The sequence below is a fragment of the Actinomyces qiguomingii genome (genome assembly GCF_004102025.1).
GTDB classification, from domain to species: domain Bacteria; phylum Actinomycetota; class Actinomycetes; order Actinomycetales; family Actinomycetaceae; genus Actinomyces; species Actinomyces qiguomingii.
In genome coordinates, this window is sequence record NZ_CP025228.1 from 2,754,969 (window position 1) to 2,770,948 (window position 15,980).

Annotated in this window: 10 protein-coding genes; 8 read left to right on the forward strand and 2 right to left on the reverse strand. The window is 63.8% G+C overall.

Annotation, left to right across the window (positions count from 1 at the left end):
- Window positions 1–3 precede the first annotated feature (3 nt).
- Window positions 4–1,761 carry an alpha-isopropylmalate synthase regulatory domain-containing protein gene (locus tag CWT10_RS11655; RefSeq protein WP_103064118.1) on the reverse strand — a complete coding sequence of 586 codons (1,758 nt, stop codon included), beginning with the start codon at window positions 1,759–1,761 and terminating at the stop codon, window positions 4–6.
- A 184-nt stretch (window positions 1,762–1,945) separates the two neighbouring features.
- Between CWT10_RS11655 and CWT10_RS11660 the strand changes: the two genes are divergently transcribed.
- The 8 genes from CWT10_RS11660 (at window position 1,946) to CWT10_RS11695 (ending at window position 11,955) form a co-directional block, all read left to right on the forward strand.
- Window positions 1,946–2,731, forward strand: coding sequence for a DUF6270 domain-containing protein (locus CWT10_RS11660; protein WP_103064117.1), 786 nt, complete (start codon window positions 1,946–1,948; stop codon window positions 2,729–2,731).
- A 231-nt stretch (window positions 2,732–2,962) separates the two neighbouring features.
- Window positions 2,963–4,150: a non-hydrolyzing UDP-N-acetylglucosamine 2-epimerase gene (gene wecB, locus CWT10_RS11665; protein ID WP_103064116.1), complete on the forward strand. Its 1,188-nt coding sequence runs from the start codon at window positions 2,963–2,965 to the stop codon at window positions 4,148–4,150.
- 93 nt (window positions 4,151–4,243) lie between these two features.
- Window positions 4,244–6,121 (forward strand): polysaccharide biosynthesis protein, encoded by a 1,878-nt coding sequence (locus tag CWT10_RS11670; protein ID WP_103064115.1) that lies wholly within the window; start codon window positions 4,244–4,246, stop codon window positions 6,119–6,121.
- On the forward strand, window positions 6,118–7,155 hold the full coding sequence (locus CWT10_RS11675) for an MraY family glycosyltransferase (RefSeq protein WP_103064114.1): 1,038 nt from the start codon (window positions 6,118–6,120) through the stop codon (window positions 7,153–7,155). Before CWT10_RS11670 ends, CWT10_RS11675 begins: the two co-directional genes overlap by 4 nt.
- Before the next feature lie 5 nt (window positions 7,156–7,160).
- Entirely contained in the window at window positions 7,161–8,405 is a 1,245-nt protein-coding gene (locus CWT10_RS11680) for a glycosyltransferase family 4 protein (RefSeq protein ID WP_103064113.1), read from the forward strand.
- The gene (locus tag CWT10_RS11685) at window positions 8,398–10,137 is read left to right on the forward strand and encodes a glycosyltransferase (RefSeq protein ID WP_128683462.1); all 1,740 of its coding nucleotides are present in this window, start codon (window positions 8,398–8,400) and stop codon (window positions 10,135–10,137) included. Before CWT10_RS11680 ends, CWT10_RS11685 begins: the two co-directional genes overlap by 8 nt.
- The gene (locus CWT10_RS11690) at window positions 10,134–11,060 is read left to right on the forward strand and encodes an ABC transporter permease (RefSeq protein ID WP_233188345.1); all 927 of its coding nucleotides are present in this window, start codon (window positions 10,134–10,136) and stop codon (window positions 11,058–11,060) included. Before CWT10_RS11685 ends, CWT10_RS11690 begins: the two co-directional genes overlap by 4 nt.
- Window positions 11,044–11,955, forward strand: coding sequence for an ABC transporter ATP-binding protein (locus CWT10_RS11695; protein ID WP_103064111.1), 912 nt, complete (start codon window positions 11,044–11,046; stop codon window positions 11,953–11,955). Before CWT10_RS11690 ends, CWT10_RS11695 begins: the two co-directional genes overlap by 17 nt.
- Window positions 11,956–12,152: 197 nt before the next feature.
- Here CWT10_RS11695 and CWT10_RS11700 read toward each other — a convergent pair whose 3' ends face one another.
- Entirely contained in the window at window positions 12,153–15,974 is a 3,822-nt protein-coding gene (locus CWT10_RS11700; protein ID WP_103064110.1) for a CDP-glycerol glycerophosphotransferase family protein, read from the reverse strand.
- Window positions 15,975–15,980: the final 6 nt, after the last annotated feature.

Here is a 15,980-nt window from a genome sequence, read left to right on the forward strand (position 1 = left end):
GCGCTACCGCGGCGGCACGCCGCGGCGCAGCAGGCCCACGATGTGCCCGTCGATCAGCGCCTCCCAGGATGCTTCGACCACGTCTGTGCCCACGCCCACGGTTGACCAGGTCCGCTCCCCGTCGGTGATGTCGATCAGTACCCGCACCACCGAACGGGTGCCGCGTTCGGTGTCCAAGATGCGCACCTTGTAGTCGGTCAGCTCGAAGTCGGCGGTCTCGGGGTAGACCTGCTCCAGGGCCGCGCACAGCGCGTGGTCCAGGGCGTTGACCGGCCCGTTGCCCTCCCCCAGCACGGCGTAGCGCCGCCCGCCGGCCCACAGGCGCACGGTGGCCTCGGTCTCGGTGACCGTGTCGCCCTCGGTGGACAGCAACCGCTGCCCAGGCAGGGGCCGGGCCTGGATGGAGGCGCGCCAGGACTCCACCCGGAAGTATTCGGGCAGGTCCCCGCGAGCGGCACGCAGCAGCAGCTCGAAGGAGCCGTCGGCGGCGTCGTAGGTGTAGCCAGCGGCCTCGCGCGCCTTAACGGTCTCGGTCACCCGGGTGAGCAGCTCACGGTCGCCGGAGGCGTCGATGCCGAACTCACGGGCCTTGAGTTCAATGGAGGCGCGCCCGGCCATCTCCGAGACCAGCATGGTCATGGTGTTGCCCACGCGTTCCGGGTCGATGTGCTGGTACAGGCCGGGGTCCACCCGGATCGCGGAGGCGTGCAGCCCGGCCTTGTGCGCGAAGGCCTTGGCACCCACGTACGGCAGGCGACCCGACGGCGGCCGGTTGACGATCTCACCGACCCGTCGGGAGACCGCCGACAGTTCGGACAGACGCCGGGCACGTTCCTCGGCGTCGCCGGGCAGCACCGTGAAGTCGGTCTTCAGTTCCAGGTCAGCGATCAGGGTGAGCAGGTTCGCGTTACCGGTACGCTCCCCCATTCCGTTGACGCAACCCTGCACCTGCCGCGCCCCGGCCTCAACGGCGGCCAGGGCCCCGGCGACGGCGACCCCGGCGTCGTCGTGGGTGTGGATACCGATGGCGCAATCCTCATGCCCGGCCGCCTGCAGGGCGTCGCGCAGTCGCGCGACCCGCTTCCCGACGACGTCGGGGAGCGTTCCGCCGTTGGTGTCACAGGGGATCACGGCGCTGGCTCCCGCATGTGCGGCGGCAATGGCGACGGCAAGAGGGTAGGGCAGGTGCGGCTCGCCGCCCACTGCTTCCGTACCGGCCGCACCTTCCGCGCCGACGGCGGTGGATGTGCCCGCACCGGCCGCCTGACCGGCCTGGGCTGTGGCGTGGTCGACGCCGTCGAAGAAGTGTTCCAGGTCCACCATGACCTCCCGGCCCGCGCCGACCAGCAATTCCACCGTGTCGCGCACCATGCGCAGGTTCTCCTCCAGGCTGGTGCGCAGGGCCCGTTCTACATGCACCGGATCGGACTTGGCGACGATCGTGACTACGGGCGTGTCGGCTTCAAGCAGGGCACGTACCTGGGGATCCTCCTGGGCGGACACGCCGGCCTTGCAGGTGGATCCGAAGGCAACCAGCCGTGCGGTGCGCAGTTCCAGCTCGGTGCGGGCCCGGGCGAAGAACTCGGTGTCCTTGGGGATGGCGCCGGGCCAGCCGGCCTCGATGTAGGCCACGCCGAGCTCGTCCAGGAGTCGGGCGACGGCGAGTTTGTCGGCGACAGTGAAGGCGATGGACTGCTGCTGGGCGCCGTCACGCAGGGTGGTGTCGTAAGCGGCTACGGCCTTGGGCTTACCTGCGGGCATGTGTGCCCCCTTCTCCGGTGGGTGTTTACCGGAGAGTCTGTCACACACTGACGTGGTGTCTGCTCCCACGACCGCCCCAGTTTGAGAGGGTGCTCACCCGGCGCGTCGATCCGTGGCGTGGGCATGGTGAGCCCGGTAGCGTCTGTGCGTTGTCTGTCCGTGCGTCGTCGTGGAGGAGGACCCGATGAGCGACACCCGCGTCAAGCGAACCGCTTCCGTGTTCGGCTCCTGCGTCAGCCGAGACACTGTTGAGGTCCTGCGGGCTCGGGGTTGGCGGGTCGGGGCGTATGTAGCGCGCCAATCCCTGCTTTCTGCGGGATCGCAAATTGCGGGGGATATCGTTGATTTGAGCGGACTGGCCTCCGCTTTCGTCAGTCGCGTGCACGCCGGAGACCTGGCGGGGGATCGCCGCTCCCGCCTGGCTACGGCAGCGGAGGATACGGATGTTTTGCTGTGGGACATCGTGGATGAGCGGCTGGGGGTACTGGAGCTGCCCGACGGCGAGCTGCTGACCCGTACCACCGAGGGACTCACGGCGGGCCTGTACGACTCGCTGGAGGGCGCGCGTCTACTGGAGTTCGGTTCGAACCAGCACTTCGAGCGGTGGGCCGAAGCGCTGCCGGCCTGGCGCGCTGAGTTGGAGAGCCTGGGTCTGGCCGACCGGACGCTGCTTTTGCAAACGGCTTGGGCAATCGTGGACGAGGACGGGGCGAAGACGCCGACGTCGTGGGGCGTGGGCGCGGTGGAGGCGAACTGGTTTGCGCAGCGCTATTACCAGGCTGCGGCGCAGGCTACGGGTGTGCGGGTGCTGCGCCTGCCCGACGAGCTGACCGTTGCGGGCACCCACCACACTTGGGGTCCGGCGCCGTTTCACTATCAGGACGCCGCCTACGCGTGGCTGGCGGATCAGATCGACCGCTTTGCGGCTAAGGCCTCCTCCGACTCCCAGGGGGCGCAGCCCCTGCGCTGAGCCGCCTTCCTGCGGAAGGTCGCGGCCTGACGCACTCGCTACCGCTCTCAGGTGTGCGCAAGCCGCCTTCCTGCGGAAGGTCGCGGCAGATGGCGACGACAGCAGCGGTGAAGGCAACGGTGTGGCAGCGCACAGCAGTTCCGGAAGGGGACCGCGTACATGCGAGCTATCCTTTGAAACGTCTATGTCAGGATGATCATTCCTGACCCCCACTTCCCCATAGGAGTTCCCATGCGCAGGAGCGTAATGGTCGTCTACGGCACACGCCCCGAGGCGATCAAACTGGCGCCGGTGATGCGCGGGCTGCAGGAACATCCGGCCCTGCAGCCCACACTTATTTCTACCGGCCAACACCGGGAAATGTTAGAGCAGGTCAATGACATCTTCGGCTTGGCACCCGACCATGACATCGACGTTTTCGAGGCGCGGCAGAACCTGAACACGCTTACCGCAAAGATTTTCGCCCGTCTGGACCCGCTCCTGGCCGAATTGAACCCCGACGCCGTCCTGGTGCAAGGGGACACAACCACAGTGGCAGCCGCTGCGCTGGCGGCCTTTTATCGTCAGGTGCCGGTTGTTCATTTGGAGGCCGGCCTGCGCTCGGGTGATCTGCGATCGCCGTTCCCTGAGGAGGCGAATCGGAGGGTGACCACACAGCTGGCTGCGCTTCACCTGGCGCCGACTGCGGCATCTCGCGCGAACCTGTTGCGTGAGGGGGTGGACCCGCAGACAGTGGTTGTCACCGGTAACACGGTGATCGACGCCCTACTGCACACCCGGGCCCAGCAGATTCAGCCCACTGATGCGCGCCTGCGCCGGGCAATCGCCGAAGACCAACCGATGATCCTGGTGACGGCACACCGGCGCGAGAACTGGGGTGAGGCGATGGCAAATGTGGGCCGGGCGCTGGCACGCCTGGCGAACCGTTACCCGGAGCATCTGATCGTGCTGCCGGCGCATCGCAATCCACTGGTGCGGGAGGCCGTGCTGCCCCGCGTGGAGGGTCTGGATAACCTACTCGTCTCCGAACCACTGTCGTACGGTGAGTTCACCACCGTTATGGGTGCCGCGCAGATCATATTGACTGACTCCGGCGGCGTGCAGGAGGAAGCTCCAAGCCTGGGCAAGCCGGTGCTGGTAATGCGAGAGAACACCGAACGTCCCGAGGGTGTGGAGGCTGGCACCGTGCGCCTTATCGGCACCTCCGAGGACCGCCTGGTAGCGGAGGTATCCGCCCTGATCGACTCTCCCGCCCTTTATCAGCAGATGGCTCATGCCGCAAACCCCTACGGGGACGGCCAGGCTGCGGCACGCGCCGTGGCCGCCATTGCCGCACTGCTGGACGCGGGTGAACGCCTGCCCGATTTCCAGCCCGCCGCTTCACGTCCGGTTGATCAGCTGAGGTCACCGTCGCTGTGAAGGACATGCCTTCCCATTCCTTTGCACCTTGCTCAACCGCCCATTGCGCGGCAGGTCACCCCCTGAATGCTCTGAGTAGGAGATAGATCCTTCATGGCTGATTCCAATTCCACCTGGCAGACAGCGGACATCGGCGGCTCCCGCCTGCACCTGCCCCACGGGTCCATTCCGGCCCTGGACTGCGCAGTATGGGTCCTGGCGATTGTATTGGTCGTCTCCTTGAATATTGATGGCGGCACCCGTTATCCCGTCGGCACGGGCATGGGTGTGACGATTCTGCTCGCGCTGGCTGCGCAGTTGTTGGCCTGGGGCCTGTTCCTGCGGGGTCGTGCCCGCTTCGCCACGAGTGACGAGATGCCGCAAATCCTGGTCACCGATCTGCTGGTGGCGGCGGTGCTCATGCTCGTCTGCGCCTTGGCGCAGGACTCTCTGCTGCCGCCGGGGGCCGCGGCGGTGTCCGGCGCGGTCGCATTGACTCTGCACCTGTTGGCGCGTTGGCTGTATCGGAGCTTCGTCACGTGGCTCCGACGGCCATCGGCGCACCGCAGCAGACGCACGATCGTGTTGGGCGCGGGATACGGAGGCACTCAGGCGATCAGTCTGATGCAGCAGGACCAAAACTACGTATTCACGCCAGTGGCGATCCTGGACGATGATCCGGCCAAACGCCACCTGCGCATCAGCGGTGTTCGTGTGCTCGGCCCATGGGACGCACTCGGGCAGGTGGCCGCCGAGACACGCGCCGATCTGGTGCTGCTGGCGGTCCCCTCCGCCGGTCCGGACAAGGTCGACGACGTGGTGGAAAAGGCCCATGCCCTCGGCTTGGAGATCCGCATCATGCCCGCCATGAAGGAGCTAGTGGATCGTGCGCCCTCGTATCGTCCCGATGCCTCCCAGTTCCAGACAACCGATGTCTTCCGGCCCCCACAGATAGCGGACCTGCTGGGACGCCGGGAGATCGACACCGACGTCGACGCCATAGGCGCCTACTTGACCGGCGAGCGGGTTCTGGTGACGGGCGCGGGAGGGTCGATCGGCTCCCGGCTGTGTCAGGCGATCGCCCGCTACGAGCCGGCCCGGTTGATCATGGTGGACCGGGATGACTCGGCCCTGCACGCGGTCCAACTTTCGTTGGACGGCGAGGCGATGCTCGATTCTCCCGATCTGATTCTCGGTGACCTGCGCACCCCGGGCTTCATCCAGGCCCTATTCGACGAGAACCGGCCCACCATTGTCTTCCACGCGGCCGCCCTGAAGCACGTTACGCTCACAGAGCGCTTCCCGGAGGAGGCGTTCTTGACGAATGTGGCGGCCACGCGTGACCTGCTGCTGGCGGCGGCCAGCCATGACGTGCGGCGCTTCATCAACATCTCCACGGACAAGGCCGCGGACCCGCAGTGTGTGCTCGGCTACTCCAAGCGAGTGGCCGAGCGGCTCACGGCGACCATTGGCCGCACGCTGGCATCGGAGCGCCGCTTCATGTCGGTGCGCTTCGGCAATGTGTTGGGTTCACGAGGCTCAGCCCTGTTGACCTTCGCCTCGCAGCTGGAACGCGGACTGCCGCTGACTATCACGGATCCGGGCATGGAGCGCTTCTTCATGAGCGTGGATGAGGCCTGTCAGCTGGTGCTGCAGGCCGGGGTGCTCGGCCACTCTGGCGAGGTCCTGGTCCTGGACATGGGCGAGCCACACAACATTGAGGAGCTGGCACGACGCTTCGCCACTCTGATGGGCCACCCCGACGCCCAGGTCACCTATACCCGTGTGCGCCCGGGTGAGAAACTCACCGAGGAGCTGTTTGGCCGGGATGAGGAGGATCGGCGTCCGAACCACCCGCTGATCTCGCAGACCGCGGTGCCGTCATATCCGATGCAGGAGCTTGAGGACATCGCGGACCTACGCGAACGCGCTCAGTGGGGTCAGCACGGCGCCTTGGTACGCCGTTGGATGGAAGCAGAGAGCGGGGCATGATACTTGCCCTCATCCTCGGCTTCCTGGCCGCCACGGTCACGTCGGTGCTGGCGACGCTGGTACTGATCCCGATGCTGCGGCGCGCCCAGGTCGTAGATATCCCAGTGGGGCGTTCACTACATGCGGCGCCAACGCCACGTGGCGGTGGCCTGGCCGTGGTGCTCGCGGCGGTGGTGGTGATGGGAGTTGCGCCCGCCGTTGCCTGGAACCGAGTCGGGTTCGCCGGCCTGATGGTTCACTTCAGCACGGTGATGCTGGGGTTCGTGGCGATTCTTGCCTTCGCGATCGTGGGTCTGGTGGAGGATCTGTTCGCTCTGTCCACACAGTCACGCCTGTGCCTGCAGTTGGGGCTGGGCCTGTTCCTGGGCCTGGCGGCAGCCGCGCAGGTGGGAGCCGATCCGTGGGTGGCGGTGCCGGTGGCCGTATGCGCGACCGGGGTGGTCAACGCCACCAACTTCATGGACGGGGCGAACGGACTTGCGGCTGGGCATGCGGTGGTATCGGCATTGTGGTTCGTGGTGGTCGCCGTGGCACAGCCGGTGCCGGGGCTGGGCTTCGTCATGATCACGGTGGCGGGGGCCGCCGCGGGGTTCCTGCCCTTCAACGCGCCCCGTGCCCGGCTGTTTCTGGGTGATACGGGCTCGTACGCACTGGGCGGCGCCTGGGCCTTCGCGGCCACGGTCTGTTTGGCCTCAGGGGTTGCTCCGAATGCGGCGGTGGCCCCGCTGCTGGTGCTGGTGACCGATGCCGGCTTCACCCTGTTCATGCGGGTGCGCACCGGGCAACGTTGGTACGAGCCGCATAAGCTGCACGTATACCAGCGCCTGGTTACCTTCGGCTGGCCACACTGGGCCGTGGCACTGCTGGTGGCGGGCACGGCCGCACTGTGCTCGGCCCTGGCGTGGTTGGGGCTGGTGCTGGACCAGCAGGCGCTCGCCTGGGGGATCATCCTCATGGTGCTGGCCGCCTATCTGTACCTGCCCTTGGCGGTGGGAGCCGGTGACCCATTCCGCATGCTCAGGCCGGTGAGGTAGGAGCAATGAGAATCCTGCTGCTGACTCACTACTGGGCGCCGGAGACGGGCGCGCCGCAGAAGCGTTGGCGGTGGCTCGCCAGTGGTCTGGTAGAGCGAGGGCATGAGCTGGCGGTGCTGGCCCCGCCCCCGCACTACCCATCCGGGCGCCTGCTCGACGCCGATCCACGTCACGGCCCGGGTGCGGCCTGCCGGGACGCTACCGGGGCGATGATCCATCGCACCGCCTTCCGCCCTTACGACGCGGGTCTGGGCGGTCGGGGCGCTGATCAGGCGGTGGCGGCGGCCGACTCCCTGCGTTTGGGGTTGCGGCGCTTCACCGGATCACGGCGGCCCGACGTCGTCGTCGGCTCCGTTCCGGGATTGCCGACGCTGCCGGCCGCTCTAGCGCTGGGGCGGGCGCTGCACCGACCGGTGGTGGCCGAGTTACGCGATGCCTGGCCGGATATTCTGGACTCGGCCTCCAGCTGGGCCGGCGGGGACGGGCCCGGTCTGCGGCGTCGAGTCGCGAAGGCCATGCGCGGGGCCCTTCCGCCGGTCATCACCCGGTTGGAGCGCGACGCCGACGCCGTGGTCACTACCACGGAGTCCTTCGCCGCGGTGCTACGCGAGCGCGGCCTGGGGCGGGTGGTCACGGTGCGGAACACCTCACCCACACTGGCGGTGCCGCCTCCGCCAGTACCGGCGTCGCGGGAGGACGGCGCCCTGCATGTGCTGTATCTGGGCACGGTGGGCCGGGCCCAGGGGATGGTCGGCGCGGTGCGGGCCGCGGCCCTGGCCGCCCGGCGGGGAGCACCAGTTGTGCTGCGGATCGTCGGCGAGGGAGCGCAGGTCGCGGCAGTACGCGAGGAGGCGGTGCGGCTGAATGCCCCGGTGCAGGTGTTGACTCCCATCCCAGCCCAGCGGGTGGGCGAACAGTACACGTGGGCGGATACGGTGTTGGTGTCCTTGCAGGACTGGCCAGCGATGTCGCTGACGATTCCGTCCAAACTGTATGAGGTCATGGCCACCGGGCGGCACATCAGCGGCGCAGTGGCGGGTGAGGCTGCCGCAATCCTGCGCGCATCCGGAGCCGGCGACGTCGTCTCTCCCCAGGATCCGCAGGCGCTGGCGGGGTTATGGGCGGGGCTGGCCGCCGATCGCAGCCGACTTTCCGCCACCGGTGGCGCGGGCTGGCTGGAGACGCATGCAGACCAGGCATCCCTAGTGTCCCGCTACGAGTCGCTACTGGAGGAGGTCGCGGATGTTTGAGGTTCAACGCTTGCGGAACCTGTCTTTGCTGGCGGCTACCGCCGCCCAACATCTGGGGGAGGATCCGCTGCTGCTGGCAGTGCAGGCGGCCAGGCGGCTGCCGCCCGGAGTGCGCAGACACCTGGCGCGGACCATCAGCGCCAGAGCAGGGACTGGCTCGGTGCGTTTGGCTCTGGGCGAGTTCCTCGCCGACCGGCATGCCCAGGCGGGCCAGGTGCTGGCACAGGTCGAGCCGCGCACTGTGGTGGGCCGACATCTGGCGGCTGAGTTGGCGGTCCAACTCGGCCGGGTCCTCCCAGACGCCGCCGCCCAGCCGCCGGTAGTGCTTGCTCGCCAGTTGTGGTCTCGGGGGCACTTGCAACAGGCGATTGGGATGCTCGACGGCGTGCACCGGGCGCAGGCACAGCGGGCACGGCTGCGTTCACAGCTGGCGGTGATGAGTCCGGGTTTCACGCTCCCGCCGGTCATCCCCTCCCCCGCCTGGTCGGTTCGGCGAACCGACGGCCCCGTACGCGTGTTGCACGTGTTGACCAATTCCTTCCCGCGCACCCAGTCGGGCTATGCGGTGCGCTCGCACGCGGTGCTGCGGGCTCAACGCGCTGCGGGCACCCAGGTACGGGCGGTCACCCGGATCGGTTATCCGGTGACGGTGGGGATGGTCGGCGCGGCCAGGGAGGACGTAGTGGACGGGATCGAATATCGCAGACTGCTGCCGACCCGGTTGGCGCCGACGCCGGCGGCGCGGCTGGTGCAGATGACCCGCCTGCTGGCGCGCGAGGTGGAGGCATTCCGCCCGCAGGTGCTGCACACGACCACGAACTTCCAGAACGCTTTGGTCACGCGGGCCGTGGCCCGGTCATACGGGCTGGCGTGGGTGTATGAGATGCGCGGCGTGTTGGAGCAGACGTGGGTGGCCTCCCGCCCGGCCGACCAGCAGGCGGAAGCCCTGGAATCGGAACGGTTCCGCCTACTGCGCGCCAAGGAGACGGAGATGGCGCTGGCGGCCGATGCGGTGGTGGTCCTGTCGCAGGTGCAACGTGAGGACCTGATTGAGCGTGGCGTACCGGCCGAGCGCATCAGGATCATTTCTAACGCCGTGGATGATGCGGTGTTGGAGGCGCCCGAGGTGGGCGCGGCGCAGGCGCGAGCCGGGCTGGGGCTGCCGCGCGATGGCTTCTGGGTAGGTTCTGTCTCCTCCCTGGTGGACTATGAGGGCTTTGACGTGCTGTTGGAGGCGGTGGCCCGGTGTCGTGCGAACGGTGTGGATGTGCGCTGCCTGCTGGTGGGCGACGGCGTGAGTCGACCGGGGTTGGAAGCGCACGCAGCCGAGCTCGGCCTGGGGCCGCAGGTGTGTGTGTTGCCGGGACGGGTGCCGCAGGATGAGGCTCTGGCCTGGTATCAGGCGCTGGACCTGTTCTGTGTGCCCAGGAAGGACACACCGGTGTGCCGATCGGTGACACCGATCAAGCCCTTCACTGCCATGGCGCTGGGGCGACCGGTGCTGGTGTCCGATCTGCCGGCCCTGCGGGAGGTGGCTGCCCGGGGGGAAGGCGCCGTTTTCCCCGCGGAGGACGTCGTGGCCTTGGCCACGGCCATGAGCACCGCGGCCGGGCACCCAAGGAATGCGGTAGCTAGCGGGCAGAATGGGACTCGCCCCGGTGTTCCCGCCGGTCTGCCCACATGGAGTCGTAACGGCGGCCTCTACGCCGCACTGTATGAGGAGCTTATATGAACGCGCAGCCGCAGGAGTCATTCTCCATGACGTGGCTCGACCGCGCGTACGACGAGTACGTGCGTAGTTCCCATGTGGTCTCCGCGCAGCAGCTCCAGGAGCTCTCCCCCGTGGGCCGACGCCCGCGACTCGGGGAGTACGTTGGACAACTGTGGCAGCGTCGGCACTTCATCTGGGCCGACGCCCGGGCTAAGGCACTGGGGTCTCAACGCGGAACTCTGCTCGGTAATGCATGGTTGATCGTTAAGCCGATGCTGGACTCCCTCGTGTTCTTCGTCATCTTCGGCATTTTGCTGCAGACGTCCCGGGGGATCGATAACTTCATCGGCTATCTGATCGTCGGCGTGACGCTCTTCCCACCCCTGCAGCGGGCGATCACGGGGGGCAGCCAGGTCATCAGGAACGGCCGGAATATGATCCGGGGTTTCTCCTTCCCTCGCGCTGTTCTGCCGATCTCCTACACTTTGCGTTCAGCGATCGACACGCTGCCGCCGTTGGTGGCGGTTTTGCTGCTGGTGATGATCTTGCCGCCGCATGCGCTGCCCACCTGGCACTGGGCGCTGGTGTTCCCCATCTTCCTGCTGCAGTTCATATTCGGGCTGGGATTGACGTTCTTCGCCGCACGTATCACTGCACTGTTGCCGGACATGCGCAATATTTGGCCGTTCCTGACCCAGTTCTGGTTCTACGGTTCGGGCGTCTTCTTCTCCTATGAGCGCTTCGTAAACCATCCGACCATGCTTTCCTTCATGGATGTGAATCCCGGGTATCTGATCCTCACCATGTACCGCGACTGCATCTTGTACGGCGCCGTACCCAATGGGCGTTCATGGGCATTGTTGGCCGCCTGGTCGCTTGGCACCATGGTTCTAGGATTCGTGTTCTTCTGGGTCAAGGAGGTGGACTATGGAGTGGAGCGCTGAGGCGAGGGAAGATTCGGTGATGACCGATCCGACCGTCGTTGTTCGGAGCGTGCGCGTGCGCTATCGCTCCCCTTCCAGTGATGCCGCCGTCATGCGCGCCGTCTCACCAACCACGCGTGCCTTGCTACGACTCACCGGACAGCGGCCGAAGGTGACCGTGGACGCACTCAAGGGGGTGTCCCTGGTGGCACGGGCCGGTGAGTCGATCGGTATCCTCGGCCGCAACGGCTCGGGTAAGTCCACACTGCTGCGGATTATCGCTGGTCTGGAGACGCCGTTAAGCGGCACGGTCATGGCCCGGTCAACCCCGGTGCTGTTAGGTGTGAATGCGGCCCTGGTGCCTGACCTTCCCGGGGAGCGGAACGTCATCCTTGGCTGTCTGGCCATGGGATTGTCGAAAGCGCAGGCCCACGAACTGCTGCCGGAGGTGGTGGAGTTGGCCGGCATCGGCAAGGCCATCTACCGTCCGATGAAGACCTACTCCTCGGGTATGGCCTCACGCCTCCGGTTCGCGATCGCCGCCGCGGCGAACCCAGACATTCTCTTGATCGATGAGGCGCTAAGCACGGGCGACGCGGCTTTTAAGGAGCGCAGCGAGCGCAAGATGGCAGAGCTGCGCAAGGCTGCGGGCACCGTGTTCATCGTGAGCCACGCGGCGCAGACGATCGAGGAGATGTGTTCGCGGGCGATTTGGCTGATGGAGGGCGAGATTATCGGCGACGGCCCGGGCCCAGAAATTGCCCACGACTACCGCTGGTGGTCCTGGAACATCACCAAGAATGAGTTCGCCAAGGCTGACGAGATCCTGGCCCGCTGCCGCGACAAGTGGGCGGCACGGGAACCTGTCATCGCCGATCCCGACATCTACAAACGCTCACCAAGGCACGCATATTAGTAACCGCACCATACAGGCACTTTCTCGTCGTCATCACGCGCTACTCCGCAAGAAGGACCAAAATCGCTAGCGGACCCGACGCGGCTGGACGAGGCCGAAACTCGAAACCGCATTATCGACCATCGTTCCGACGCGAGAACACCCAGCCGCTACACGCAATCCCCAAATGGAAACAATATAACGCCCGCCCGAAAGCCTCATGACACCCCGGGGAAAAAGGCCTCACGGAACTTCCGAAACGCCTCCCCGTTATAAGCATGAACATCTATGGCAGACGGCTCGACCTCACGCGAAACCAGTGCGCGGACTCCCTCTGCGACACCCGCATCGGTGCTCGGGACAAGAAGTCCACCAAACGCCTCAATGATGCTCCTAGGGCCAGGAATGTCAGTTGCCGCCACTGGCACGCGGAGATACATCCCTTCAAGCAACGCTATTCCCTGTCCTTCCCAACGGGAAAACAGACAGAGACCTGCCGAGCGCGCGATAACAGGGTAAGGGTTCTCCAGGAAGCCGAGCATTAGAACGTCGCCATTTAATCCAGCCCCATGTATCTCGTTCTCAACAACGGCTCGAGAAGGACCATCCCCAACAATCACCAGGCCAAGATTATTCCGGCACTCAACGCGCGCGAAGCCACGTATCAACCTGTCATACCCCTTCTCCGGCGAAAGCCTACCAACTGCGACGACATAACCGTCGTGCCCAGTCAAAAAATCGACTAGCTTCTCGGGGAGAGCCTCACGGGCAAGCCCATCGATACGATGCGCATCCACAAGGTTGTTAACCGAAATCGAGCGACTCCCCACACGCAGCGCAGGGAACGCTTCGCAATTTGCGCGCTCTGCTGACTCAGATACTGAAACCGCAACATCAAAATCATCGTACAGTCGAGTTACCCTCGACAACTCGACATGCTTCTCGCGTCGTTCCGCGTCCATTTCACTATGTAGGAAAATCCCGGTCCGCGTTCCCTCAGGCGCTCCAGCCATTATACGCGCCCAAAACCTCGAATAACCGTCGAAGTCAATCGATGCATCAAACCTGGCGCCGCCAAACATCCTCCGGAACTCGCGCGCGTAGGCACCGCGGACCACAGATACCTGTTCTTCCACGAGACGCACCCATCCGTCGAACTCGAGCTGGTTGACATACTGCTCCACCGGTGTCAGCGTAAGCCCACCACTACGCGGCAAAACCGACACACCATCAGGAAATATTCTCAGCTGATCGGCGCGGGAACTCTCAGTCGTGAGGCTGCTACGATCAACAAGAACCGTCGCACTTCCAGGTCCGTTCTCTTCTATGAATGCGGCACACAACGATCGCAGCGAAGCGGTTATACCATTCGGAATGCACGAGGCACGCAGCACCATTGTTCTACCTCTACGCCGTTCCGGTATCTGAGTAGACGGAGCGAGAAGTGTTTCGAGGAGCCGCTCAGATGCATGTCCATCCTCTCGGTTTACAAAAGCCAGACTAGCGCTCCTCCTCGCATCCTGCCAGTCGTCCTCCCCTTCCAAAATCCGCGCAAGCGATCCTACGGTGTCTTCCAAAGTTGTGTGCACGGGTCCAGGCATCGGGACGTCGTACATGCCACGCTCGGACGTGTAAGACTCAAGATCGTAGCAGTAGAAGACTATCGGGCGATCCCTAACGAGGTAGTCAAAGTACACGGACGAATAGTCTGTAACTAGCACGTCAGCGACCGCGAGGAGGTCATACAGATCGACATCGAGAGGGACCATGAAGCGTTCCAAAGCTGTCCCCTTAGCCAATTCACGGACGAATCTGTGAGCCGAATAGACTACCTGGTAACCGGCACGTTCAAAGGCCTCGAGTGCTTCGATTTCCACTATAGGATCAAACTCGATCTCGCCTCCCGCATTGATCTGCCCTCTCCAAGTCGGAACGTAAGCAAGCAAAGGCCGCTGCGTCCCATCGGTGATGACGGCTGACACATCCGCTTGCGCACCCTCATCCTTGAAAATATTGTCGATCCGGGGAGTACCATCCAGCACAATCCTCCCCGGGAAAATACGCTCTACGTCATCTTCCTTAAGCAACACGTCTGCGGTCCACTGATTTCCAACCGCGAGCTCGGTACATTGAAGCATGTTTCTTGCAATGTTACCGTATCCAAGAAATTCGTTTGAAATCGCCTTTCCCATCGCCTTGAGCGGTGTGCCATGCCAAGTATTGAGATATTTCTGCCCGTCGCGTCTAATGAAATAACTTCCAAATGACGTATTATTAACGAGGTATTTCGCAGTTGCGAGGTAACGGAAATAGAGTGGTGTCTCGCGGCGCACGAGAACAACATTCCTCAATCCGAGAACATCCGCGGGTAAGTTTGTATCATCGTTGACGACCCAAACATGAGTGAAATTCCTGGTCCGCTCTGACGACAGAGCCGCATGAAAAATCGCGCGCGGGTTGCAAGAGATGCTTGAGCCATGACCAACTTCATACAAAATTGTCTTGTCGTCGATCGGAAGCGTTTGCATATCCTCAACGTATCCCTGAAGGAATCGCTTAAACGTGTCATTTGAGTAACGCGCTGCGTCAACGTAGGGAGTCACTGACGGGTGCATTCGAGAGAACACCAAGATCGCGCGATCTACATCGGCTCTAGACTTCAGAAGGAGCCAGCCAAGGATCCACGCGTCTTCGGGGTCGAGGTTTTCACCGGCCGCAAACTGGTATTCGGCGACCGTGAGGGCTTGCTCGAAGTCACCACGACTAAGCAGTTCCCTAATGACACTACGACGTTCCTCAGCAACCAGTGCACTCGGACGACAAGAACTACTAGCTCCGCGAATCATGTCATCAGGAATAGCCGGTCGATATGTCGAAGACGATTTGTTGTCGAGATCCACTTCGGGCCATTTCTTACGCTCGGCGCACGCCAGGAAGCAAGCTACAGCTGCCTCGCGATTGTTCTGCATAAGCGCCATTCTTGCTGCATGGAACATGCCGTGAGAATTGTCTCGGCGCCCGACGGTTGCCGCCGCAAGATATGTATCATAGGCAGCCCTAAAGTCCTGCCGACGTTCGAGGCAAGCAGCCAGACGAAATGTGGTGTACTGTCTCTTCGGAGCAATCTGAACCGACATCGCGTAAGCACGTGACGCTTCACTCCACAAGAAGCAGTTCTCTAGCGCGATGCCGAGCTGATAAAGAAACTCGGCGTCGCGAGCAAGCGCCGGTTTCTTCTCAACCTCAGCGCGCAGCGCACGCGCTGCCGCATCCCATCGACGCTCGGAGACAAATACCGAGCCGAGGCCGTACTTCTTGTTTTCCGGCTTAACGTACTTAACAGCACTCTGATACGTTGCGTCTGCATCGGCAAGTCGACCTATTTTCTCGTAGCACGAGCCGAGCAGAAATCTTGCGCGATATCCGGCGACATTATCATCAACTAGCCCTTGGAGAATTTCCGCCGCGCGCACCCAATTCGACAGTGATGACTCTAGTTCAGCCAGCTTCCACCTGTACTTTTGCGACTTCGGGAAGAGTCGCACAGCGACATATAGGCACTTGCGCAGATCAGCAAGGTTTCCCCCACGATGAGCTAGATTTTCATAGAGGTATTGAATAGCTTTTTCGCTAAACTCGGGAACCTCGGCGACCTCCCACATGTCCGCGCGGCCGCTATCATCATCTCGAATCGCGAAACGACACTGACCGCGTCGATATACCGCTTGCTCCTTCGTCTCTCCTCCTGCAGCGATCGACCTAGTGTAAGCCGCTATCGCGTCTTCATAGCGCTTCATGCGATGCATGAGAAAACCAAGTCGGTTCCATGCGGCTCCAGATTCAGGCGCTGCGTCTGTCCATTCCTCGGCGACGCTTATCGCTTCCTCATATCGCTCTTGTTCCACCAAGATGCGAATCGCGCGTGCGTAACTCTTGTTCGGAGTGCCCTTCCCGGCAGCGCGATGCGTGCTCACAGCTTGGGCCGTCATCCCGAGCCGTTCTTCGACAATCCCGATCTTATTGAGAATCTCGCTCTTCATTATTGA